This window comes from Rhodococcus sp. ACPA1, from assembly GCF_002300195.1.
Lineage (GTDB): Bacteria > Actinomycetota > Actinomycetes > Mycobacteriales > Mycobacteriaceae > Rhodococcus_F > Rhodococcus_F opacus.
In genome coordinates this window covers 1070318-1094839 of record NZ_NSDX01000005.1, presented here as the reverse complement: position 1 = coordinate 1094839, position 24522 = coordinate 1070318, and the positions used below count along the sequence as shown (strand labels likewise).

General features: G+C 65.8%; 22 protein-coding genes and 1 pseudogene. 17 read left to right on the top strand and 6 right to left on the bottom strand.

Going from position 1 to position 24522, the window contains the following annotated elements; genetic code table 11:
- Positions 1-41: 41 nt before the first annotated feature.
- The 12 genes and pseudogenes from CJ177_RS29270 to CJ177_RS29215 all read left to right on the top strand — a co-directional run bounded on the left by CJ177_RS29270 (position 42) and on the right by CJ177_RS29215 (position 12297).
- Positions 42-1256, top strand: coding sequence for a Gfo/Idh/MocA family protein (locus tag CJ177_RS29270; protein ID WP_095869211.1), 1215 nt, complete (start codon positions 42-44; stop codon positions 1254-1256).
- 39 nt (positions 1257-1295) lie between these two features.
- Positions 1296-2228 (top strand): NAD(P)-dependent oxidoreductase, encoded by a 933-nt coding sequence (locus CJ177_RS29265; protein WP_005243492.1) that lies wholly within the window; start codon positions 1296-1298, stop codon positions 2226-2228.
- On the top strand, positions 2225-3217 hold the full coding sequence (locus CJ177_RS29260; RefSeq protein ID WP_095869210.1) for a Gfo/Idh/MocA family protein: 993 nt from the start codon (positions 2225-2227) through the stop codon (positions 3215-3217). The genes CJ177_RS29265 and CJ177_RS29260 overlap by 4 nt, the downstream gene beginning before the upstream one ends.
- A 54-nt stretch (positions 3218-3271) precedes the next feature.
- Positions 3272-4060: pseudogene (locus CJ177_RS29255) on the top strand (biotin carboxylase N-terminal domain-containing protein); the annotation flags it as partial.
- Between the two features lie 134 nt (positions 4061-4194).
- On the top strand, positions 4195-5094 hold the full coding sequence (locus tag CJ177_RS29250; protein WP_061699872.1) for a sugar phosphate isomerase/epimerase: 900 nt from the start codon (positions 4195-4197) through the stop codon (positions 5092-5094).
- Between the two features lie 462 nt (positions 5095-5556).
- On the top strand, positions 5557-6336 hold the full coding sequence (locus tag CJ177_RS29245) for an SDR family oxidoreductase (RefSeq protein WP_005243496.1): 780 nt from the start codon (positions 5557-5559) through the stop codon (positions 6334-6336).
- Positions 6336-7343, top strand: a complete 1008-nt coding sequence (locus CJ177_RS29240; RefSeq protein ID WP_061043283.1) for a Gfo/Idh/MocA family oxidoreductase — start codon at positions 6336-6338, stop codon at positions 7341-7343. Before CJ177_RS29245 ends, CJ177_RS29240 begins: the two co-directional genes overlap by 1 nt.
- Positions 7340-8203 carry a sugar phosphate isomerase/epimerase gene (locus CJ177_RS29235; RefSeq protein WP_095869209.1) on the top strand — a complete coding sequence of 288 codons (864 nt, stop codon included), beginning with the start codon at positions 7340-7342 and terminating at the stop codon, positions 8201-8203. Before CJ177_RS29240 ends, CJ177_RS29235 begins: the two co-directional genes overlap by 4 nt.
- Entirely contained in the window at positions 8200-9180 is a 981-nt protein-coding gene (locus CJ177_RS29230; protein ID WP_095869208.1) for a Gfo/Idh/MocA family protein, read from the top strand. Before CJ177_RS29235 ends, CJ177_RS29230 begins: the two co-directional genes overlap by 4 nt.
- Positions 9181-9327: 147 nt before the next feature.
- Positions 9328-10356, top strand: a complete 1029-nt coding sequence (locus tag CJ177_RS29225; protein WP_179443298.1) for a substrate-binding domain-containing protein — start codon at positions 9328-9330, stop codon at positions 10354-10356.
- Positions 10357-10417: 61 nt separating this feature from the next.
- Positions 10418-11476: an ABC transporter permease gene (locus CJ177_RS29220; RefSeq protein ID WP_025432954.1), complete on the top strand. Its 1059-nt coding sequence runs from the start codon at positions 10418-10420 to the stop codon at positions 11474-11476.
- A 5-nt stretch (positions 11477-11481) separates the two neighbouring features.
- Complete coding sequence (locus CJ177_RS29215) at positions 11482-12297, top strand: ATP-binding cassette domain-containing protein (protein WP_095869207.1); 816 nt, start codon at positions 11482-11484, stop codon at positions 12295-12297.
- A gap of 85 nt (positions 12298-12382) precedes the next feature.
- On the opposite strand, the gene CJ177_RS29210 is transcribed toward CJ177_RS29215, so the two are convergent.
- Entirely contained in the window at positions 12383-13417 is a 1035-nt protein-coding gene (locus CJ177_RS29210; protein ID WP_005243516.1) for a LacI family DNA-binding transcriptional regulator, read from the bottom strand.
- A 397-nt stretch (positions 13418-13814) separates the two neighbouring features.
- Between CJ177_RS29210 and CJ177_RS29205 the strand changes: the two genes are divergently transcribed.
- The 5 genes from CJ177_RS29205 to CJ177_RS29185 all read left to right on the top strand — a co-directional run bounded on the left by CJ177_RS29205 (position 13815) and on the right by CJ177_RS29185 (position 19153).
- The gene (locus CJ177_RS29205; protein WP_218835134.1) at positions 13815-15248 is read left to right on the top strand and encodes an NAD(P)/FAD-dependent oxidoreductase; all 1434 of its coding nucleotides are present in this window, start codon (positions 13815-13817) and stop codon (positions 15246-15248) included.
- 44 nt (positions 15249-15292) lie between these two features.
- Positions 15293-15568: a hypothetical protein gene (locus tag CJ177_RS29200; protein ID WP_095869206.1), complete on the top strand. Its 276-nt coding sequence runs from the start codon at positions 15293-15295 to the stop codon at positions 15566-15568.
- A 30-nt stretch (positions 15569-15598) separates the two neighbouring features.
- Positions 15599-17092, top strand: a complete 1494-nt coding sequence (locus CJ177_RS29195) for a CoA-acylating methylmalonate-semialdehyde dehydrogenase (protein WP_095869205.1) — start codon at positions 15599-15601, stop codon at positions 17090-17092.
- A gap of 260 nt (positions 17093-17352) precedes the next feature.
- Positions 17353-18768, top strand: coding sequence for a sugar porter family MFS transporter (locus CJ177_RS29190; protein WP_005243527.1), 1416 nt, complete (start codon positions 17353-17355; stop codon positions 18766-18768).
- A 28-nt stretch (positions 18769-18796) separates the two neighbouring features.
- Positions 18797-19153, top strand: coding sequence for a universal stress protein (locus CJ177_RS29185; protein WP_095869204.1), 357 nt, complete (start codon positions 18797-18799; stop codon positions 19151-19153).
- A gap of 329 nt (positions 19154-19482) precedes the next feature.
- Here the strand turns inward: CJ177_RS29185 and CJ177_RS29180 are convergent, their stop codons facing one another.
- The 5 genes from CJ177_RS29180 to CJ177_RS29160 all read right to left on the bottom strand — a co-directional run bounded on the left by CJ177_RS29180 (position 19483) and on the right by CJ177_RS29160 (position 24444).
- Complete coding sequence (locus CJ177_RS29180) at positions 19483-19680, bottom strand: alpha/beta fold hydrolase (RefSeq protein WP_095869203.1); 198 nt, start codon at positions 19678-19680, stop codon at positions 19483-19485.
- Between the two features lie 421 nt (positions 19681-20101).
- Positions 20102-20383, bottom strand: a complete 282-nt coding sequence (locus CJ177_RS29175) for a hypothetical protein (protein ID WP_005243533.1) — start codon at positions 20381-20383, stop codon at positions 20102-20104.
- 299 nt (positions 20384-20682) lie between these two features.
- Complete coding sequence (locus tag CJ177_RS47485) at positions 20683-21030, bottom strand: hypothetical protein (RefSeq protein WP_179443296.1); 348 nt, start codon at positions 21028-21030, stop codon at positions 20683-20685.
- Positions 21031-21170: 140 nt separating this feature from the next.
- Positions 21171-22850: a PucR family transcriptional regulator gene (locus CJ177_RS29165; protein ID WP_257014719.1), complete on the bottom strand. Its 1680-nt coding sequence runs from the start codon at positions 22848-22850 to the stop codon at positions 21171-21173.
- Between the two features lie 91 nt (positions 22851-22941).
- On the bottom strand, positions 22942-24444 hold the full coding sequence (locus CJ177_RS29160; RefSeq protein WP_095869201.1) for an amidase: 1503 nt from the start codon (positions 24442-24444) through the stop codon (positions 22942-22944).
- Positions 24445-24522: the final 78 nt, after the last annotated feature.

The window sequence follows — 24522 nt, the reverse complement described above, 5'->3', positions numbered from 1 at the left end:
ACCACCTAGCCCACTGGGGCAGAACCGAAAGAGGTAACACCGTGAGCACGAACGCACGCACCGTGGGCGTCGGCCTGATCAGCGTCGGCTGGATGGGACAGCTGCATTCGCGCGCCTACCGCGACGTCCCGATCGTCTACCCCGAGCTCGGGATCACCCCGAAGCTGGTGATCGCCGCCGACACCGCACCCGGCCGCGTCGATTTCGCTCAGAACGTCCTGGGTTTCGCCGAGGGCACCACCGACTACCGTGAGGTCCTCGCGCACCCCGACGTCGAGGTCGTGTCCATCTGTGCACCGAACTTCCTGCACGCCGAAATCGGTATCGCCGCGGCGAAGGCCGGCAAACACTTCTGGATCGAAAAGCCGGTCGGGCGTAGCTATTCCGAGACCGCCGCGATCGAGGACGCCGCCACCGAGGCCGGGGTGATCACCTCGATCGGTTACAACTACCGGCACGCCCCGGCCGTCGAGCACGCCCGGAAGCTGATCGCCGACGGCAAGCTCGGCCGCATCACCAACGTGCGCGCCTCCTTCTTCTCCGGCTACGCGAACGAGCCCAATGGCGCGCTGTCGTGGCGGTTCGACCGTGAACTCGCCGGCTCCGGCGTGCTGGCGGACCTGTTCAGCCACGCCAGCGACCTGTGCCAGTACGTGGTCGGCCCGATCGCGGAAATCAACGCGCTCACCAGCACCGTCTACACCGAACGCCCGAAGCTGGAGATGGGATCGGGAACTCACTTCGCGGTCATCGAAAACGGGGACATGGGGCCGGTCGAGAACGAGGACTACGCCGCGGCGTTGGTGCGATTCGGATCCGAGGGCCCTGGATCGGGTGCGGTGGGGACCATCGAGGCGTCCCGGGTGATCGTGGGCCCCGAGTGCGGATACCAGATCGAGGTCTACGGCACCGAAGGGTCCGTCAAATGGGATTTCGAGCGGATGAACGAGCTGAAGGTGTGCCTGGGCCGCGCGAACGCCGAACAGGGCTACACCACGGTCAACGCCAGCCCGCAGCACGGCGACTACTCCCGCTTTCAGCCCGGACCCGGCAATGCACTCGGCTTCGACGACCTCAAGACGATCGAGGCGAAGAAGTTCCTGATCGCGGTATCCGGTGGACCGCAGGAGAACTCGAACGTCCACGACGCCGTCTCCGCAGCGGCGATCGTCACCGCCGCCGAGGTCTCCGCCGCAAGCGGGCAGTGGCAGAAGCTCGACGACGTCGCCGGCACCACCGCCTCCCGCACGGCCTGATCCCCCGCCCCGCACCTCTCGACACCTGCAAGGACTGCGATGACCACGACCACCTCGACTCAACTGTTCGTCGGCTTGGGCCCACTCGACCGGGAGCTCGTCGACCCGTATCTGGCTGAGAATCAACAGCTGGTCCTCGACCCGACCGAGGAACAGTTGGCCGTCGCCGAGGCCGCGATCGTGCGGGCGGCGTTCACCGTCGACGCCGCGGTGCTCGACCGCATGCCGGCGCTGAAGGTCCTCGCCCGTACCGGTGTCGGAACCGACCTCGTCGACGTCGCCGAAGCACAACGGCGCGGCATCCCGGTGGTGATCACCCCGGGCAGCAACACGGTGTCGGTCGCCGAAGGGGTGTTCGCGCACTTGCTGTCACTGGTCAAGAGACTTCCCACGCTGACCGGCCTGGTCCGGGGCGGGCGGTGGAACGACCGGGGTGCAGTCACGGTTGGTGACCTCGAGGGCGCCACCCTCGGCGTCGTCGGCTTCGGGCGGATCGGCCGCAAGGTCGCCCAGATCGCCGAGGCGTTCGACCTGCAGGTGCGGGCGTACGATCCGTTCGCCGACGTGCCCGAGCAGTATCGGTGCGCCGGTATCGACGAACTTCTCGAAGCAAGTGACTTCGTCACCCTGCACCTGCCGCTCACTGCCGAGAATCATCATCTGATCGACTCCACGCGGCTGGCCGGGATGCGGGCGGGCAGCATCCTGGTCAACTGCAGTCGCGGCGCGCTGATCGACCTCGACGCCGCGCACGCGGCGATGCAGTCCGGGCACCTCGCCGGGCTCGGTCTCGACGTATTCGATCCCGAACCGCCCGCGTATCACCCGGTGTTCGACCACGCCAATACCGTGTTGAGTCCGCACCTGATGGGTTTCACCGATCGGGCGATGGCGTTGACCATTCGCGCCGCGGTCGAAGGCGCTGTCGCGGTCCTCGACGGGCGGGCGCCGGCCGCGGTGGCAGCGTCGTGAGCGTGCGGGTGGGGGTGATCGGTGTCGGGGTGATGGGCGCCGATCACGCCCGGACCCTCGCTCGGTCGGTGTCGGGTGCGCAGGTGACGGTGGTGACCGATTTCGACGCGGCCCGTGCGGACGCGGTCGCGCAGGAGGTGTCGGCGCGTACCGTCGCGACCGCGACCGAGTTGATCACCGCCCCGGACATCGACGCGGTGGTGATCGCGTCCCACGACTCCGCTCACGCCGAGCAGGTGGCGCTGTGCCTCGATCACCGCAAGCCGGTGCTGTGTGAGAAGCCGCTGGCCCCGACGCTCGCCGAATGCGTCGACCTGGTCGCCCGCGAAGAGTCTCTGGCACTGGCGAATCCGCTGGTGTCGGTGGGTTTCATGCGACGGTTCCACGCCCCGTACCAGGCCCTGGTGCAGGAGATTCGGTCCGGTTCCGTCGGGGCCCCGCTGCTGGTGCGCAGCTCCCACCGCAATGTGACGTCGTACCCGGGTGGCGACTCGGCAAGCACCATCACCAATTCAGCGATCCATGAAATCGACATCACCCGTTGGCTTCTCGGGTCCGATATCGTCGAAGTCAGCTGGCATGCACCGAAGCCCACCTCGTTGGACACCTCACGTCACGACCCGCAGGTGCTGATGCTGCGCACCGCCGACGGTGTGCTGACGGTGGTCGATGTGTTCGTCAATGCCCGATACGGCTACGACGTGCGCTGCGAAGTAGTCGGCGAAACCGGTGCCGTGAGTCTGGCACCGAGCCACGCCCTGACGGTCGACTCGTCGCTGCATTCGGCGGCGACGTATCCGGCGGACTGGCGCCCACTGTTCGCCGACGCCTACCGGCGCCAACTGCAGGCCTGGGTCGACGCCCTCGACGCACAGGTGCCGTCCCCGCTGGCGTCGGCACGCGACGGGTTGCGGGCCACCCAGGTGGCCGCCGCCCTGATCGATTCGATGAACAACGACGGTGCCACCACCAAGGTCGACTACCACTGATCACTGCTCGATCCCATCAGTTGTGCATCCCCGAGAAGAGATAGAGCGAGCGCAGTGACATTTTCGAAGGTATTGGTCGCCAACCGTGGCGAAATTGCGATCCGCGCTTTCCGTGCCGCCTACGAACTAGGTGCTGGAACGGTTGCGGTGTTCCCGTACGAGGATCGGAACTCGATCCACCGTCTGAAGGCCGATGAGAGTTATCAGATCGGCGAGGAGGGACACCCGGTTCGGGCGTACCTCTCCGTCGACGAGATCGTCTCCGCGGCCAAGCAGGCAGGCGCCGACGCCATCTACCCCGGCTACGGCTTCCTTTCCGAGAACCCGGATCTCGCCGCCGCGTGCGCCGAGGCGGGCATCACGTTCGTGGGTCCGTCCGCCGAGGTGCTCGAGCTCACCGGCAACAAGGCGCGCGCGATCGCCGCGGCGAAGGCGGCCGGTCTGCCGGTGCTGGCGTCGTCGGAGCCGTCCGCCGATGTGGACGAGTTGCTGGCCGCGGCCGAGACCATGCAGTTCCCGCTGTTCGTGAAGGCCGTCGCCGGCGGCGGTGGCCGCGGCATGCGGCGGGTCGCCGAGCCGGCGCAGCTCGAGGAGTCCATCGAGGCCGCCGCCCGTGAGGCCGAGTCGGCGTTCGGTGACCCGACGGTGTTCCTCGAGCAGGCCGTCGTCGACCCGCGTCACATCGAGGTCCAGATCCTGGCCGACGGTCAGGGCAACGTCATCCACCTGTTCGAGCGGGACTGCTCGCTGCAGCGCCGTCACCAGAAGGTGATCGAGCTCGCGCCGGCCCCGAACCTGTCGGAAGAGTTGCGGGCGAAGATCTGCGCGGACGCGGTGGCGTTCCATCGGATCGGTCCAGCAGGTCGAGGGCGGCGACCTCCTCGCCGTCGTCGCCACCGAGGAGGCCCCGGAGTGAGGCCACACCGCCGGATACATCTGCGTTCTACGATCGAGACAACCACTGAAGGGTACGAGGCATGAACAACTCACCGGGGCCGGAACTTCTGGCCGCATGTTGGACTTCAGCCGGAGACGTGATGCCGGCGCGAGGCTCGGACCGCAGTCCGGTCCCGATCCGCGAGCGCATAGAGGCCGTCGCGCAAACCGGTTACACCGGGTTTGGATTGACCCGCCCCGACCTGGTCGCCGCCCGAGAAACAGTAGGACTCGGTGAGGTCGCGAAGATGCTGGCCGACAACGGAATTCATCATGTTCAGCTGGAGTGGATCACCAACTGGTGGACCACCGGCGAAGCCCGCGCGGTCTCCGACCAGGTCCGTCGGGATCTGTTCGAAGCAGCCCCCATCCTCGGGGTCGACAACATCAAAGTCGGCGCGGACGACGACGGCGCCCCCGTCTCCCGGGACGTGCTGTGCGAGCAGTTCGACGCCCTGGCTTCCGACGGTGCCGCGGCAGGGGTGAAGATCGCCTTCGAGAACACCCCGTTCTCCCACCACGTCAAGACCACCGAGCAGGCTGCACAGTTCGTCAAGGACGTCGCCAACCCCAATGGCGGGTTGATCCTCGACATCTGGCACGCATTCCGCGGTGGCACGGACTACGACACTCTGCCGCAGCTCGTGCCGGTGCAGTTCGTGTTCGGTGTCGAACTCGACGACGGCTGGTCCACCGTGCGGGGAACCGATCTCGAGGACACCTTCGACAACAGGGTTCCCTGCGGGGAAGGCGAATTCAACGTTCCGAAGTTCATCAACGCAGTCCGCCGCATCGGCTTCGACGGGGCGTGGGGTGTCGAGCACATGTCACAAGAATTTCGGCAACTGCCCATCACCGACGCCCTCACCCGGGCACGCGACGGAGTTCTGCACTGCTTCGAGATCGCCGACCAGGCTGCGGGACCCAGGGACGAACACTAACAGCCGAATCAGCACCTGATCGCCGGTCGGCCACCTCCGAGGTGGCCGACCGGCGATCCGCCGTATACGGGCACAGCGCGATGACCGACACCTCGTCAACGAGGCGCCCTCGTCCAGCATCCGCTGTGAGTAGCCTGCCGATCACACCCCGCCCGAACACAGCCGGACACCGTCGAACACGACTCCGATGCCGGTGAATCGGCGGGTTCTCTTCCCAGAGATGCCCCCGACTCGATTCGAGCGCCGGCCCAGGCCGAATACCCCGCCTTGAGGTGAAAATGATGTAAAAGCAGACTTGATTGAGGCGTGCGTCACAGCAAGACTAACAAGGGCACACGGCCACGACTCCGATCCACAACACCCCCGCAAGTGGGGATGTGTCAGCGAACCGAGAGATGGTTCCGTCTGCCGACCGATCCTCCGGCACCGATGTCGGAGGGCCGCAAGATCGAAAGGAATACAGTGGCCACCCTGTTGAACGGGAAAGTCGTTCTGATCAGTGGAGGGACGCAGGGCGTCGGCGCCGGCGTCGTGCGGGCAGCGGCCCGCGAAGGGGCCCAGGTGGTCTTCACCGGACGCCGGGCCGAGGCCGGCAAAGCCCTCGCCGCCGAACTCGAAGCGACCGGAGCACAAGTTCGCTTCGTCCAGGCCGACATCTCCGACGCGACCGAGGCCCGTGATTCGGTGACCCGGACCATCGAGGAGTTCGGCCGCATCGATGCGCTGTGCAACGCCGCGGGTCTGACCACCCGCGGCACCCTCCTGGATACGACACCCGAGTTGTTCGACCAGCACATGGCGGTCAACCTGCGCGCACCGTTCTTCACCATGCAAGCCGCCGTGGCGGACATGGTCGAACGTAAGGCACCGGGGACGATCGTCAACATCATCTCCATCGCCGAGCACGGCGGGCAGTCCTACCTGGCCCCGTACGTCGCGGCGAAGGCCGGACTGGCAGGGCTCACCCGCAACGCGGCCTACGCGCACCGCTTCGACCGGATCCGGATCAACGGCCTCGACATCGGCTGGACCGAGACCGAGGGCGAGACTGCGATCCAGCAACGCTTCCACGGCGCCGACGACAACTGGGCGACCGAAGCCGCGGCGAAGGTGCCGATGGGCAAGCTCGGGCAGGTCGACGAGATCGCCGACATGGTGGTGTTTCTGCTCTCGGAGCGCAGCGGCGTCGTCACCGGCTCGGTGATCGACTGGGACCAGACCGTCATTGGAGGACAGGACTGATGGGATCAACTATCGGCGTGATCGGCCTCGGCCGGATCGGCGCATTCCACACCGACACTCTCGCCCAGCTGCCGGGAGTCGACGGACTGGTGGTCACCGACGAGCGTCCCGACGTCACCGCGACTGTTGCCGCCAAGTTCGGCGCCAAAGCAGTCGAGAACGCCGCTGCCGTCTTCACCTCCGGAGTGGACGGAGTGGTGATCGCAGCCGCGACCCCGGCGCATGCGCCCCTGATCCTGGCCGCCGTGGAGGCCGGGATCCCGGTGTTCTGCGAGAAGCCCGTCGCGTTCACCGCCGACGAGAGCTACCAGGTCGTCGAGCGGCTGAAGACGTCGACGGTGCCGGTCCAGATCGGCTACAACCGCCGGTTCGATCCCGCCTTCGTCGCCGCCCGCAACGCCGTCGTCGGCGGGGAACTCGGCTGGCTGCACACCGTGCGCTCGACCACCCTCGACCCCGCGCCGCCCCCGGCCGACTATGTGGCCGCTTCCGGTGGGATCTTCCGCGACTGCAGCGTCCACGACTTCGACATCGTCCGCTGGGTGGTGGGCCAGGAAGTCGTCGAGGTGTACGCCGCCGGCACCAACCAGGGCGATGCCATCTTTGCCGACTGCGGTGACGTCGACACCGCCACCACAACGTTGACGTTCGAGAACGGAGCTCTCGGCGTGGTGTCGAACACCCGCTACAACGCCCGCGGCTACGACTGCCGGCTCGAGGTCCACGGGTCGCAGGACAGCGTTGTCGCCGGCTGGGATGCCAGCGCGCCGGTCCGCAACCTCGAACCCGGTGTCACCTTCCCCGACGGACCGCCGCACCGATTCTTCATGGACCGCTTCACCGCCGCCTACCGCGCCGAACTCGGCGCGTTCCTCGAGGTGATCGCCGGCACCGCGCCCTCGCCGTGCACCGCCGCCGACGCCCTCGAGGTGGCCTGGATCGCCGAGGCGGCCACGCTTTCCCTCTCCCAGCACCGACCCGTACAGATGAGTGAGGTTCGACGATGATTCGTATTGCAGGAGCACCTATTTCGTGGGGTGTCTGTGAAGTCCCGGGCTGGGGTCACCAGCTCGGTCCCGAGCGCGTGCTCTCGGAGATGCGCGACGCCGGTCTGGAAGCCGCCGAGATCGGCCCCGAAGGCTTTCTGCCCGCCGACCCGCAGGAGCTGGCGGCGACGCTGGCCTCCTACGACCTGAAGGCGGTCGGCGGCTTCACCCCGGTGCTGCTGCACGACTCCGGCCACGACCCGGTCCCCGACATCACCGGCACCCTGGCCGCGTTCACGGCCGCCGGCGCCGACGTGCTGGTGCTGGCCGCGATCACCGGGACCGACGGCTACGACTCTCGCCCGGACCTCGACGACGCCGGATGGAAGACGCTGCTCGGCAACCTCGATCGTCTCCACCGGGTCGCCGCCGAGCAGGGCATCCGCGCCGTCCTGCACCCGCACGTGGGCACCATGATCGAGAAGAATGCCGAGGTCCAGCGGGTCCTCGATGGCTCCTCGATCCCGCTGTGCCTCGACACCGGGCATCTGCTCATCGGCGGCACCGATCCGCTCGAACTGGCTCGCGCCGCCGCGGACCGGATCACCCACACGCATCTGAAGGACGTCGACGCCGAGTTCGCCGCCCGCGTGCAGGCCGGTGAGCTGAGTTACACGCAGGCCGTCGCCCAGGGTATGTACACCCCACTCGGCACCGGTGACGTCGATGTCGAGGGCGTGGTCCGCCACCTCGTCGCCTCCGGTTTCGACGGCTGGTTCACCCTCGAGCAGGACACCATCCTCGCCGGCGAGCCCGAGGGCGAGGGACCGGTCGCGGACGTCGAGACCAGCGCCGCGTTCCTGCGGAGTCTGCAGCTGTGACCGAACTGCGGATCGGCGTTCTCGGCGCCTCGCGGATCGCGGAGTTGGCGATCGTGAAGCCCGCCCAGATTCTGGGGCACCGGCTGGTCGCGGTCGCCGCCCGCGACCGCGGCCGCGCGGAGGCCTTCGCGCGGACGCACGGGGTCGAACGGGTCGTCGACTCGTACGCGGATCTGATCGCCGACCCGGAGGTCGACGTGATCTACAACCCCCTCGCCAATGCGTTCCACGCCAAGTGGAATCTGAAGGCGATCGCGGCGGGAAAGGCGGTCCTGACAGAGAAGCCGTTCGCTCGCAACGCCGCCGAAGCCGAGCTGGTTCGGAACGCCGCACGCGAGCGGAATGTGCCGATCATGGAAGGGTTCCACTACCTGTTCCACCCGATCATCGGGCGGATGTTCGCCCTGCTCGGGGATGGCACCCTCGGAGTCCTGCAGCGGGTCGAGGTGATCATGCGGATGCCCGAACCCAAGCCGGACGATCCGCGGTGGAGCTTCGACCTCGCGGGCGGTGCGGTGATGGATCTCGGCTGCTACGGCCTGCACGTGCACCGGCAGTTGGGCCGGTTCGCCGGCGGCGAACCCACTGTCGTTGCGGCCCGCGCCGTCGAACGCGATCCCGGAGTCGACGAGTCCTGTGAAATAGAATTGGTATTCCCTAGCGGCGCAACAGGTTCGAGTGTCAACGCGATGACCGCGGAGCGGTTCGAGATGACCCTGCGCGTGGTCGGAGATCGGGGCGAGGCCTTCGCACACGATTACGCGCTGCAGTCCGGCGACGACCGGATCACCATCACGACCGACGCCGGGACCACGGTCGAACACCTCGGAACCCGGTCGACGTACACCTACCAGCTCGACGTATTCGCTCAGCACCTCGCCGACGGGACCGCGTTCCCGATCGACGTCGACGACGCGGTCACCACCATGGAGCTCATCGACTCCACGTACCGCGCCGCCGGCCTGCCCCTGCGGTAGGTCACATTCTCCCCGCCGGGCCGTGAGGAACCGACTTCCAACCTCCGGCCCGGCGGGGCCTCCACTCCCTCTGCGTTTCACTCCTCTTCACCCTCCCTCGCTGCTTCTCCATGCCTGCATGGTTGCGGCTTCCGAAAGGCCAACCACATGGATACACACGACGGCCGGCCCGTCCCGTTCACAGGCAAGCGCACTCGCCGGGTGACCACCCTGGCGTTGGGCATCACCACAGCCGTGCTCCTCGCGGGATGCTCGGGCACGGGCGGCAAGCCCGAGGCAACCGGCAATGGCATGGCCTCGGGCACCGCCGACACCCCCCGCGCGACCATTGCGATGATCACACATGAGGTTCCGGGCGACACCTTCTGGGACCTGATCCGCAAGGGCGCCGAAACCGCGGCCGCGAAAGACAACATCGAACTGCGCTACTCCGCGGACCCCGAGGCTCCGAACCAGGCCAACCTGGTCCAGAGTGCCGTCGACAGCAAGGTCGACGGTATCGCCGTCACCCTCGCCAAGCCGGATGCGATGGCGCCGGCGGTTCGAGCGGCCGTCGACACAGGCACCCCGGTGGTCGCCTTCAATGGGGGGATGGACCAGTACAAGGCCCAGGGCGTGGCCCAGTACTTCGGTCAGGACGAGAAGCTCGCCGGCATCTCGGCCGGGCAGCGTCTGACCGCCGACGGTGCCAAGAAGGCGCTGTGCATCATCCAGGAGCAAGGGCAAATTGCACTCGAGACACGGTGTGCCGGCGTCATCGAGGGGTTCAAGGGGCAGACCGAGATCCTCAACGTCAACAGCAAGGACCTGCCGTCGGTCGAGGCGACGATCACCGCGAAGCTGCAGCAGGACCCCTCGATCGATCACGTTGTCGCGTTGGGTGCGCCGATCGCGTTGACGGCCATCCAGTCCAAGGCCAACGCCGCCAGTTCCGCGACGATCGTCACCTTCGACACCAACGCCGCCCTCGTGGATGCGATCAAGGCCGGGGACGTGCAGTGGGCGATCGACCAGCAGCCGTTCCTGCAGGGGTATCTCGCGGTGGACGCGCTGTGGCTGTACCTGAACAACCGCAACACCATCGGAGGTGGGATGCCGACACTGACCGGTCCCGCCTTCATCGACCAGTCCAACATCGACTCGATCGCCGAGTACGCCAAGGCCGGAACCCGCTGAGCACGGTGCCCGGCACACCACCGCGCGTGCCGGGCGCCGTCGGCGTAACGGAAGGAAAGTCATGTCCACACAGCAAGATCTGGACCTTGCCAGTCACAAGGTCGTCCACGACGAACGGGTGAAGGAGCAGAAACGCCTGCAGCGTCTGCTGATCCGCCCCGAGGTCGGTTCCCTGTTCGGTGCGATCGCCATCTTCGTCTTCTTCATGATCGTCGCACCCCCGTTCCGCAGCCCCGAAGCGTTGGCCACGGTGCTCTACGCCTCCTCGACGATCGGGATCATGGCGTGCGCGGTCGCACTGCTGATGATCGGCGGGGAATTCGACCTCTCCGCCGGCGTCGCCGTCACCACCAGCTCCCTCGCCGCGTCGATGATCGCCTACAACCTGCACCTGAACCTGTGGGCCGGCGCCGCCCTCGCCCTCGTCGTCTCGCTGGCGGTCGGGTTCTTCAACGGGTACCTGGTGATGAAGACGAAGATCCCCAGCTTCCTGATCACGCTGAGCTCGTTCCTGATGCTCACCGGCATCAACCTGGCCGTCACCAAACTGATCACCGGGCAGGTCGCCACCCAAAGCGTCTCCGACATGCAGGGGTTCGACTCGGCGAAGAAGGTGTTCGCGTCCTCGTTCGTCGTCGGTGGGGTGTCGGTGCGGATCACCGTGCTGTGGTGGCTGCTGTTCACCGCGATCGCCACCTGGGTGCTGTTCAAGACCCGGATCGGGAACTGGATCTTCGCCGTCGGCGGCAACCAGGACTCCGCCCGCGCCATCGGTGTCCCGGTCACCAAGGTCAAGATCGGGTTGTTCATGACCGTCGGGTTCGCCGCCTGGTTCGTCGGGATGCACCTGCTGTTCTCGTTCAACACCGTCCAGTCCGGGCAGGGCATCGGCAACGAGTTCCTCTACATCATCGCCGCGGTCATCGGCGGCTGCCTGCTCACCGGCGGGTACGGCACCGCGATCGGCGCCGCGATCGGCGCGTTCATCTTCGGCATGACGAACCAGGGCATCGTCTACGCCGGCTGGAACCCGGACTGGTTCAAGTTCTTCCTCGGCGCGATGCTGCTGTTCGCGGTCATCGCCAACAACGCCTTCCGCAACTACGCCGCCAAGAGGTGACCCGTATGAGTACCATCGAACAGATGCCCGTCGATACCGAACCCGGTGGTGGCGACAAGATCCCGCTGATCGAGCTCAAACACGTCGGCAAGCAGTACGGCAACATCATCGCCCTGCAGGACATCAACCTGCGGGTGCGGGCCGGGGAGGTCACCGGTGTCCTCGGCGACAACGGGGCCGGCAAGTCCACCCTGATCAAGATCATCGCCGGCCTGCACCAGCAGGGTGAGGGTGAGTTGCTCGTCGACGGCGAGGCCCTCACGTTCGGCTCACCGAAGGAGGCCCTGTCCAAGGGCATCGCCACCGTCTACCAGGACCTGGCGGTGGTGTCGCTGATGCCGGTGTGGCGGAACTTCTTCCTCGGCCAGGAACTGCGGAAGGGACCGCTCAAGACACTGGATGCGAACGGGATGCGGGCCACCACGATGTCCGAGCTGTCGAAGATGGGCATCGAGTTACCCGACGTCGACGCCCCGATCGGTTCGCTGTCCGGCGGTCAACGCCAGTGCGTGGCGATCGCCCGGGCGATCTTCTTCGGCGCCCGCGTCCTGATCCTCGACGAGCCCACCGCCGCCCTCGGCGTCAAGCAGTCCGGGATGGTGCTGCGCTACATCTCCGCCGCCAAGGAACAAGGGTTCGGGGTCGTGTTCATCACCCACAACCCGCACCACGCCTACATGGTCGGCGACCACTTCGTGCTCCTCAACCGCGGCCGGCAGAAACTGGACTGCACCTTCGACGAGATCAGCCTCGAAGAACTCACCCAGCAAATGGCCGGCGGCGACGAACTCGAAGCACTCACCCACGAACTGCGCCGCTGAACTACCTTCCACGCCACATCACACTGCACCGCCCCGGAAACTCCGGGGCGGTGCAGTCGTGCGCCGATACTCCAGAACCACACCCTCAGGGCATGTTGTAGGGAGTGATGATCCGAATCGGTGACATCGCCGTGGTCACACCCGACAGCCCGCCGCGTCCCTGAATCAGCATGCGGCACGCCAAGTTCGCATCCGACCGAAGATCGTGATCGAGGACGGCCGAGATCTTCTTGTCACGGAGCAACTGCCTGTTGTCCTGATCGAGGTCGTGGGCGATGAAAACACGGTAGCTACGACCGAGCTTCTCGAAGGCACGCACCGTCGCCATATTGCCGCCACCGATCGAATAGACCGCCTCGATATCAGGGTTGTGTTCGAGGGCGTCGAGGACGAGATGCTCGACTGTCGTGTCGAGGCCCTCACTCTCGGAGATGTCGATCAGTGTGCGCTGCGATCCGATACCCCCGACGTTGCCCGAGCGGCGCAGTGCGCCGCGGAACCCCATCTCACGCTCCTCCTCGCCACGAAAAGCATTGCTGCTCAGCGTGACCAGCACGCTTGCCGAGGTGTCGCACAGCCATTGCTCGAGCAGGTACGCGGCGGTCTCACCGGCCGCCCGGTTCTCGATACCGACGTATCCGACCCGACTGCTGCTCGGCACGTCGGTGGCGTAGGTGACGACCGGGATCCCCGCCTCGGTAAGCCGGTCGATGGCGTCGGAGACCTCGATGGTGTCGGGAGCCTTGACGATGACGCCTTGCGAGGGGCGTGTGACGAGCTTGTCGAGCACCTCGACCATGGCCGGTACCGAACCGGTCTCCCGGAAGTGGAACCGGGTCCTGACCACCGCAGGTGCCAGGGAGGGTAGTTCCGCCTCCACCGCCTCGCGGAACGCTCCGGAAAATCGCGGCGGAGCCTGCATCACGACATCGAAGAGGAACTTTCGCCCCGCCAACCGCAGTTGGGAGCGCTGTTTGTCCAGGTCGATGATCGCTTGCGCGACTTCGGCGCGGGTTCCTTCCCTGACGCCCGGGCGGTTGTGAAGCACGCGGTCGACCGTCGCCTCGCTGAGACCTGCCTGCTGGGCAATCTCTCGAACCTTGTAACGACTGTGCGCCACAACTTCCCCCTTGAGGTGAAAATGATGGATGATGGCGGTTGATTGAGGCACGTATCACAGCAAGACTAACAGGGGTAAGCGAAATACGCTTCTGACGAGCAACTCCCCCAGTTCTTCGGCAACGAGCCTCCCGGCGTGGTCCGTCCGCGTAGACCCGTCACCCGATCCCGGGCGGCGAAGACCGAAAGGAAAGCAGTGGCCACCTGTGGCACCGATCCTGCCTGTACTGCTTTCGGACCGGCCGTAGTCGAGACCGGGCTGCCGACACCGCAATCACTCGGTGACCGATAGTCCGACATTTCGGTATTCAGGCACGCAGCTCGCCGCCGACCTCAACTCCAGAAATCTGCACGCATACTTCGGAGATCGAACAGGACTCCGCCGGAAAGGCTTTCACATGACCACGCCAGCGCACCAGAACCCCGAACGCCACCGGGTCGTGGTGATCGGCTCGGGATTCGGCGGGCTGTTCGCTACGCAAGGCCTGAAACGAGCCGACGTCGATGTGACCATCATCGACCGCACCACCACTCACCTGTTCCAGCCCCTGCTCTATCAGGTGGCCACCGGAATTCTGTCCGAGGGAGAGATCGCGCCGTCGACCCGGACAGTGCTGAAGGACCAGGCCAATGCGAGGGTGCTACTCGGGTCGGTAACCGATATCGACCTCGCAGCCCACACGGTCACCTCGCGGTGCGACGACACGACGACTGTCACCCGCTATGACAGCTTGATCGTCTCCGCCGGCGCGCAGCAGTCGTACTTCGGCAACGATCACTTCGCCGAGCACGCACCCGGCCTCAAGTCCGTCGACGACGCCCTCGAAGTGCGCGGTCGCATCCTGCACGCCTTCGAGAAGGCTGAGCTGACCGATGACCCCGTCGAACGGGCTCGTCAGCTCACCTTCGTCGTTGTCGGCGCCGGACCCACCGGAGTAGAACTGGCTGGTCAGATCGCCGAGCTCGCTCACCGGACCCTCGTCGGGGCATTCCGGTCGATCTCCCCCAAGGCTGCCCGGATCGTGCTGCTCGATGCCGCACCGCAAGTGCTTCCCCCCTTCGGCGCCAAGCTCGGCAGTGCCGCGGCCCGCACCCTGCAGAGTAAGGGCGTGGAGGTCGAACTCGGATCCATCGTCACCGATGTCGACGCGCACGGTTTGACCGTCAAGGACGCCGACGGGCATTCCCGGCGAATCGAGGCGGCGTGCAAGGTGTGGTCCGCGGGAGTCGCGGCCAGCCCCCTCGCGAAACAACTTGCCGAACAGACCGGGGCGCCGCTCGACCGCGCCGGCCGCATCAGTGTCGGCGCCGACCTGACCCTGCCGGGTCAGCCGAACGTTTTCGTCATCGGTGACATGATGAGCCGCGACCAGCTTCCCGGTGTCGCCCAAACCGCCATCCAGGGGGGCCGCTACGCCGCAAAGCACATCGCACGGGAAGTCCGTGAGACCTCACGTTCGCATGAGCGGGCACCTTTCCAATACCGGGACAAAGGCAGCATGGCCACGGTCTGCCGGTTCAGTGCGGTCGCGCAAGTCGGACGGTTCGAGTTCAGCGGCTTTGTAGCTTGGCTGCTCTGGCTCGCCGTGCACCTCGTCTACGTCGTCGGCTTTCGCAGCCGCATCGCCACTCTGTTGTCCTGGACCTCGTCGTTCCTCGGCCGCGGACGCGGCCAGTTGACCACCTCCGCGCAGCAAATCCGCGCCCGCGCCGCCGTGACAGGGCAACACAACCAGATCCGCAACCCGCGCCTAGCGCACATCGAACCTGGACTCGGGAACCTGATCGGCACCGCTGCACGCGAAGCCGAGCCGGCAACCCGCGCCTCCTGATCAACAACCCCTTCGCTTTGTCCACTCATTCGATCGGAGATCCAATGAAAGAGAAACGTGGTGACGACCTCATCAACTTCGCTCTGCGTTGGGCACCGTTCGGTGGGCCGCACGACGACGACCTCCTCGTCGAATTTGGTATGACCTCGCGCACCTACTACAACCGGCTCGCGCGCGCACTGCGGGTGCGGCCGGCGAGTGAGGTCGGCGAGGACATGCACCGCACACTGCTGGGTCTGTGTTACCGACAAGAACCCACCTCGTACGGGCCCGAGCCCTCCCCGCCGGCGCACCACCCACACCCCCAACCCCTCCACTAGTCACCAGCTCGAAACGTGAAAGGTTCACCGATGTCTGACGTCATCTCTCATTGGCTCGACGGCAAGCCGTTTGCCGGTACCAGCGGCAACACCGCCCCGGTCACCAACCCCGCCACCGGTGCCGTCACCGGTCAGGTCGCCCTGGCCGGCGTCGAGGACGCCCGCGCCGTCATCGACGCCGCCGCCGCCGCGTTCCCCGCCTGGCGCGACACCTCCCTCGCCAAGCGCACCCAGGTGATCTTCACATTCCGGGAACTGCTCAACGCCCGCAAGGGCGAGTTGGCGGAGATCATCACCGCCGAACACGGCAAGGTCGTCTCCGACGCATTGGGTGAGGTCTCCCGCGGCCAGGAAGTCGTCGAATTCGCCTGCGGCATCGCGCACCTGCTCAAGGGCGGCATGACCGAAAACGCCTCCACCAACGTCGACGTCTCCTCCCTCCGCCAGCCCGTCGGCCCGGTCGGGATCATCTCCCCGTTCAACTTCCCCGCCATGGTCCCGATGTGGTTCTTCCCCATCGCCATCGCCGCCGGCAACACCGTCGTCCTCAAGCCGTCCGAGAAGGACCCGACCGCCGCGATCTGGATGGCCGAACTCTGGGCCGAAGCCGGACTCCCGGCCGGCGTCTTCAACGTCCTCCAGGGCGACAAGACCGCCGTCGACGAACTCCTCACCCACCCCGCCATCAAGGCCATCAGCTTCGTCGGCTCCACCCCCATCGCCCAGTACGTCTACGCCACCGGCACCGCCCACGGCAAACGCGTCCAAGCATTGGGTGGGGCGAAGAACCACGCCATCGTCCTGCCCGACGCCGACCTCGACCTCGCCGCCGACGCCATGGTCAACGCCGGCTTCGGCTCCGCCGGCGAACGCTGCATGGCCATCTCCGCCCTGGTCGCGGTCGGCGACATCGCCGACGAACTCGTGACCAAGATCAAAGAGCGCACCGACACGTTGAAGATCGGCGACGGCACCCGCGACTCCGACATGGGACCGCTGGTGACCAAGGTGCACCGCGACAAGGTCGCCTCCTACATCGACGCCGGCGAAAACGACGGGGCCACCATCGTCGTCGACGGGCGCACCGTGCAGGCCGACGGCGGCAAGGACGGGTTCTGGCTCGGCCCGACCCTGATCGACCACGTCACCACCGGCATGAGTGTGTACACCGACGAAATCTTCGGACCCGTCCTCTCCGTGATCCGCGTCGACTCCTACGACGACGCCCTGGAACTGGTGAACTCCAGCCCGTTCGGCAACGGCACCGCCATCTTCACCAACGACGGCGGCGCCGCCCGACGGTTCCAGAACGAGGTCGAGGTCGGCATGGTCGGCATCAACGTCCCCATCCCCGTCCCCATGGCCTACTACTCCTTCGGCGGCTGGAAGAACTCGCTCTTCGGCGACACCCACGCCCACGGCACCGAAGGCGTCCACTTCTTCACCCGCGGCAAGGTCGTCACCACCCGCTGGCTCGACCCCAGCCACGGCGGCCTCAACCTCGGCTTCCCCCAGAACAACTGACCGACGATGCCCGGGTCGGGCGAACGCCCGGCCCGGGACGTCCGCTCGCTCGTCTGCAAGATCTCGCGTTGGTTCCGCTCTGATCTTCAGGGTCCGCGGCTCGTTCCACCAACGCCGACGACCATCGATCGTCCTACCGCCGGCGCCAGCCGGCCGCCCGGCAAAGACTCGACAAATGACCACCCAGGTTCGATACAAGAGTCTCTGCTACAGCAGAATTCGCACTTCCTGTCATGGAGTGCAACGAGGAGAAGTGTTTCATGTTGACCGACTCTGGCCGCGAAACTGCCGCGACATCCAGTCCCACTCGCAGCAACCGTCCCTCCAAGCGTCTTGGCCTCATCGCCTTCATCGCAACGTTCGGCGGTCTGCTCTTCGGATACGACACCGGTGTCATCAACGGTGCCCTCGAACCACTCGAGGAAGACCTCGGGCTCACCGCGCTCACCGAGGGCTTCGTGGTCAGCATTCTCATCTTCGGCGCGGCATTCGGAGCACTGATCGGCGGCCGACTCTCCGACCGATACGGCCGTCGCCACAACATCCTGGTGCTCTCGGTCATTTTCATGATCGGAACTCTCGGCTGCGTCCTCTCACCGACGTGGGAGGTGTTAGCGGTCTTCCGTTTCATTCTCGGTCTCGCCGTCGGTGGGGCATCAGCAACCGTTCCGGTGTATTTGGCCGAGATGTCCCCCGCCGAGCGTCGCGGCAGCATCGTCTCACGCAACGAGTTCATGATCGTCTCGGGACAATTCGCCGCATTCGTCATCAACGCGATCATCTTCAACATCTGGGGGGAGCACGATTCAGTGTGGCGGTACATGCTGCTGGTCGCCGTTGCCCCGGCGATCGTTCTCCTGCTCGGCATGCTTCGGATGCCTGAAAGCCCGCGGTGGCTGATCTCGCAGGGCCGTCACGACGACGCGTTCTCCGTCCTGCAGCAGGTCCGCACACCGGAAGCCGCGCAGGCAGAAATGGCGGAGGTCGAGGCTCTCGCCGAGGAAGAGAAGCTCACCCAAGTCGGCGGTCCGATCGACCTGTCCGTGAAGTGGATCCGCCGACTGATGCTGATCGGGATCGGACTCGGGGTGTTTCAGCAGTTCACCGGCATCAACTCGGTGATGTACTACGGAACCCAGCTTCTCGCGGATGCTGGATTCTCGTCGAGCGCCGCCATCGTCGCGAACACCCTCAATGGTCTGGTCAGCGTACTCGGCATCACCATCGCGCTGAAGGTGATGAACAAGGTCGACCGCCGCACCATGCTGTTCGTCGGTTTCGCTCTCATCACCATCTTCCACCTGCTCATCGGTCTCTCGGCAGTGCTGCTGCCGGACGGCACCGTCAAGGCGTACTGCATCCTTGTCTTCGTCGTCCTGTTCGTGTTCTCCATGCAAGGCACAATCGGGCCCCTGGCATGGTTGATGCTCGCGGAGATCTTCCCGCTCAAGATCCGCAGCTTCGCCATCGGCGTCTGCATCTTCGTTCTCTGGATCGCCAACGCCCTGGTGGCGCTGTTCTTCCCGCCAGTTGTCGCCGCAATCGGCATCGCGATGACCTTCTTCATCTTCGCCGGCCTCGGTCTTCTCGCACTGATCTTCACCACCCAGGTGCCTGAAACCCGCGGACGCTCCCTCGAGGAGCTCGAAGACCAGTTCCGCGCGAACTACTCATGAGCAACCACCCCCACAGAAGGGTCCGTCCATGACCGTGCTCGTCGCAGTAACCGACACACCAGAAGGCGCCCACGCCCTCACCGTGGGTAAAGAGGAAGCCGAACGCCTCCGAACCGAACTCCTCGTGCTCAACTTGTCGCTCACTGAGTTCGCACCCACCGAAATCGCAGTGGTTAGTGGCGTGGACGTGCTCGATCGCGCTGGACGTGAAGCCCGCGACCCTGCCGTCGCAGTTCTCGACCTCATTCAAGAGCGCCCCGATATCGAACGACTCGTCATCGGCGTCAAACGCCGCAGCCGTGTCGGGAAAGCCCTACTCGGCAGCGTCAGCCAGCGACTGATCCTGCACTCACCCGTGTCCGTCTTGGCCGTCAAGAACGAATGACACGTCGTCGGTGCAGCGACGCTGATTTCGCGCACCGCAACCTACAACGACCACGCCTTCCGCCGGGCACGGGTGGTCCGGCACCGACGATGCAGCCATCCGACACGGAGTTTGAGCGGATCTGGCCGAGAACGCAGCGCGCTGCTGCTTGCTGCTGACGTACTGACGGCGCCCGACGAAGCCATGCAATCCTGGACGTGAGAGCGGAGTTCACGTTCGTCACGATCGCGACCTAGCGGCTAGAGCAGTGTTGATCGTTCGATCGTCACTGTTGACACGTGGCGGGATGGGCACCGATGTCGGCGCCCATCCCGCATTGCGGTCATCCCTCAGGCGTTTGCGAGATCGGCCTTGGCTTTGACGAAGTCGTCGATGATGCCAACCGTGCGTTCCGGGTCTTCGTAGTGCGGGTAGTGCCCGATGTTGTCGAGTGAGCGTGTCTCACAGTTCTTGTCCTGGCCGGTGAGTACGACTTCTACACGCCCGTCGAACTCCTGGAATTGCCACTGCACCGTCCCGATGCTCATTCGTCGCTGCCGAGTTGGCAGGATGAGTCACTGGGCCCCAACGTCAGTGAGTGTCGACGCGAAGAATTCCGCTGGCAGCATCGCTTTACGTCGCACCGCGCCAGCATCAACGAAGCTGCGTGCTGGACGGACCGAGACCTGCGCGAGCAGACTGGTCCGGTCGACTGTCCCCTCCCCCCGGGTGTGTGCCGCGCTGGAGCGGGTGCTGGTCATAGACGGTGGTATAGCCGAGTCGCCAGACGGGCAACGCGAGCATGGCTCTTGTGGTGGGCGGTGCTGTATCTGCGCGGCTTGTTCGTGACCACGACCGCGTAGCCGATGGCCGGCATCGATCCGCTGCGCCGGTCACCATTGCAGGACTTACCTCGCGCAGTCGCCCTGGCACCGCCGTCCACTCGTCGGACTGCCCACCGAATCCGGGCTAGCCCGATTCTGTCAATCGGGGCTCGATCACCAGGGCAATGGTCGCGGCCACGACGCTGCCGCTGAGGACTCCGGCAAGCGCGGTAGCCCACCGCTGTCCAACCGAAGCATCGATGGAGGTCAGTGCGCTTACCAGCATTGCGGCCGACCCAGCCAATGCCAGGGTGACGGTCGAGCGCAGAAACTGGCTGGCGCCGTTCTGGAATCGCAGAAGCGTCGGGGGGATCAGTACGTTCGAAACAATGAGCAGCGCAATACCGACGTAGAGCAAAGCATTCATTGGTTTCCTCTCACAGGGCGGTGGACGGTGAGGGGCGAGCTCCTAGCTTGCCGAAGACCAGTGCCACCCACCGACGTGACGGGTAGTCAAGGCGTCGTGGTTGCTCAGGCGCACGTGTCCTGACCTCCTTCCAGGAGTGTCGTTGTGCACACGCGCGGATATCGAGATTCCGGCAAGGGCACCGGGAGAGAAGAAGTGGCTCGCCGCCACGTCATATATCCGCGGGACTGCGTATGGGGTTACTCCCGCCAACTTCACCCACTCTTCCATTGATGCCCGGGCGCAACGCTGGTACTCCCCTACCAAAATTTGCCAACTAATTGAGCAAACATCGCCGATGCCTTCATGCGCGGGGCAGATGTTTTCGCGGCATGCGAGCGTTGATTGCCCCAGTCGCGCATGTCCCGCAGGTGAGGGTGAGGTTGCCGTAGGGGATGGCCGGCCCCCGCCAGTGCTTCGTCGTTCCCGAAGGGCCGCTCAACGACATTGCGGCCCTTGCACTTCTCCTCTTCGAGGCAAACAGGCAGACTATCACCGCCGCCCTTGCGGGCGCGTGTGCGCTTCCGGTCGTCCGCTTCGGCGATGACCGCCTCGATCCCCGCGGGCGCAGGTGGGTGCGGATCACTTTCGGCGAAGACGCTCGTCACCCAGCACCGCCGGGACGAGTCCGAGCAGCTCGGATCCGTGATCGTTTATGACACAACATATTCTGCTGCTGTCGTTCGGACCCTTGATGCGTACCTCGCGAACCGGAGCGAGCGTTCTCGACACGGCCACCGCTGATCGGCTACAAACCCTCCATCTCCACGACCCGCAATGCAAGCGCCACATCCAAGCGCAGAATCGGATCCGTCGTGAAAGGGCCGACGATGCTCTCCAACTTACCGATCCGGTAACGCAACGTGTTGTAGTGGAAATGCAGGGCGCGTGCAGTCTCGGCGACGTTGCAGTTGGTGTCCAGGAGTACCTGGAGTGTCTGCCGGAGATCGATCGCCTCGTCGGCGTCGCCGGCCAGCGAACCGAGGACCTCACTGGCGAAGGCTTGGAGTTCAGCGCTGTCGTCGACCAGGGAGAGCAGTCTGTGCACGCCCAGGCCGTCGAAGTGGGCGACAGCACCGTTCCCGCGCATGCGCCGCCCCACCGTCACCGCCTTCCGCGCCTGGTCGTACGCCTGCGGGATGCCGGCCACCGAGTCGATGACGCGACTGACTCCGGTGCAGAACGAATGCCGGCCGCCTCCACGGTCCCCGGTGACAGCCGCGATCAATTCCTCGATCACAGTTTTGGTATCACTGCCGCCCACCGGCATCAACGCCACCACTTCATGACTGAAGCCAACTACCGGTGCGAACCGATCCCTGCGACGGACCACCTGCTGCCAGGCAGCGGTGAGCCGCTGCTGCGGCATTCGCCCGGCAACCGGCGGGGGTGTCGTCCGGCCGGCCGTCGCCGGATCGGCGTCCGGGTCGAGCTCGGCGACGACGACCACCATGCTGCGGTTCACGTCCCATTCGAGCTGCGCGCAATGTTCCGTGATCTGGGCGGCCGTCCCTGCCGTGCCGTTGAGAACATCGCGCAGGAAGTCGCCGCGAAATTTGGATTCGACGGCCGACACCGCGAGCTGCTTGGTGACCGCCAACGCGACAACGGTTGCGGCGCGCTCGAGCGCTTGCACGGTGACCGGGCCCAGTCCGCCATCTGCCACGAAGGCGACGATGAGGCCGTGGTCGGTGCCGCCGGCGACAACCGGCGCGACCGCGATCTGACCTGCCTCGGTGCCCGGTGCCGGCTGCAGGCCGTGGTGTAGGCGCTCGGTACGAAGCCGGCCGGACGGGTCGAACAGCGGCAACCCTTGCAGCGCCTGCAGGTTGGGAGTCGCACCAGCTGTCGCCTGCACTCGCCCGTCGGGCGTGCAGATGAGGACCGCGGCGTCGAACAGCGCCGCGACCTCGTCCGCAATCTGCGGCAGATCCCCGCCCTCGAGGACGATCTTGGTCAAGGCACGGTGCATGCGGTCCGCAACGTCCAGTGCCCACGCCTGACGATCGACGAGGTGCGTAAACACCTCGGACATCACCTCGTCGAATCCAATCTCCCGCGGGATGAGGAACAGCGGAAACCCGAGACGGTCGGACGCCTCGAGCATCGCGGCGGGAAGCTCGTCGAGGTACCGGCCCTCCTTCACACCGAGTGCGGCCGCGCCGCGCTGGGCGAGACCTTCGATGAGCTCGACCAGTGCGGCGGGGTCGAACGGCTGGCCCGAGTCGGCATGCCGCAGCGGGAATCCGGTGGTGATCAACAGTTCGTTCGGCTTGACCCACGGCAGTATGTCCGGCACCTCGATGACGTTGACCCGCAGGACGATCTGCTCCAGGCCGCCAGCCCCCGCGATCAGCTTCGAGCCGGTCAGGCTAGGCAGGGTCAGCAGCTCTCGAACCGTCAACTCGTAGCCGACCAGTGTTGGCAAATCATGTGCCTGTGGCCGCTCTCCGTTGGCAACATCTTCCATATACCAACCGTACGCCGGCGACGATACAGCGCCGCGTCACCAGCACGGCTCAGCCCGGGAGGAGCGCGGGCGGAAGCACACGCTCCACCCACTTCGTTGCCTGCTCGTACGCGTGGGCGAGTTGGAGAACGGCCCGGTCTGCGCCGTGTCGTCCGATGATCTGGATTCCCATGGGAAGCCCGCGGTCATCGAAACCGACCGGCATCGCAGCAACCGGAAGACTCGCCATCGTCCACGGTGCGACGGTCTCCATCCACCGGTGATAGGTATCCATCGGCCGGCCCGCGATCGTCGTGGGCCAGTGTGTGGCCTTGTCGAACGGAAACACCTGCGCACTGGGCGCGAGGATGTAGTCATAGGTGTCGAACATCTTCGTGACGGCCGCCTGCCAGTCGTTGCGTGCCGCCGCAGCCCTGGTGACGTCGAGCGCGGAGAGAGCGAGTCCGTGCTCCATCTCCCACACGAACTCGGGCTTCATCTGCGCGCGTGTCTGCGGGTCGTTGTAGAGGTCGACCAAGCCGAGTTGCGCCCACCAGCGCCACCTCAGAAACAGCTGCCAAATGTCCTCGGGCTTGTAGTCGGGGAGCGCCGCCTCGACGCGGCAACCGATGTTCCCGAACGCCTCGAATGCGGACTCGCACAGTTCGAGGACTCCGGGTTCCGTCGCCAGGTACCCGCCCCAGTCCCCTACCCATGCGATCCGCGTCCCGCTGAAGTCGCGTTCGAGGCTCCGGGTGAATACCTCGGGGTCCTCGTCGATGCCCAGCGGGGCGTTGGCGTCGGGACCCGCCATCGTGGAGAGCAGGTGCGTCACATCAGCCACCGACCGCCCCATCGGACCGACAACCGCGCCCTGCGCGATGAATCCGGCCTCGGGGATGCGGCCCCACGACGGGCGAAAGCCCACAACGTTGTTGAAGGCCGGCGGATTGCGCAGGGACCCCATGTAGTCGCTGCCGTCGGCGACCGGAACCATCCGCAACGCCAGGGCCGCAGCAGCGCCGCCGCTGCTTCCACCGGCGGTGCGGGAGGTGTCGTACGGTGTCGCCGTCGTGCCCCAGACCGGGTTGTACGTTTGGGATCCGAGTCCGAACTCGGGGGTGTTGGTCTTGCCGATGATGATGGCACCGGCTGCCCTGATCCGGGTGACGAACAGGTCGTCCGCGTCGGCGATCCGGTCGGCAAAGATGGGTGATCCGGAGGTGAACGGTAGGCCCTTGACCGCGGAGAGGTCCTTGACGGCGTGCGGGAACCCGTGCATCCAGCCCAGGTAGTGCCCGTCGGCCAGTTGGCGGTCCCGCTCGCGCGCCTCGGCCAGCAACTGGTCCCGGTCACGCAGGGCGACGATGGCGTTGACACTGCGATTGTGCAATTCGATGTGGTCGAGATAGGCGGTCATGACGTCGATGCACGACACCTGGCGGCTCTTGATCGCACTACTGAGCGTCAGCGCGTCACACATGACGAGCTCTCCGTATTCGCGCGGCTGGCACGAGGGTCCCGTGCGAGGGCCGGAATCGCCGACGGTGACGGGGTCGATGACGTGTGACATGGGTGAACCTCTCCACGTTTCAAAAACGAATACCGGCGAACCGCCGACGTGCATGGACTCCGACCGCAGCATCGTTCG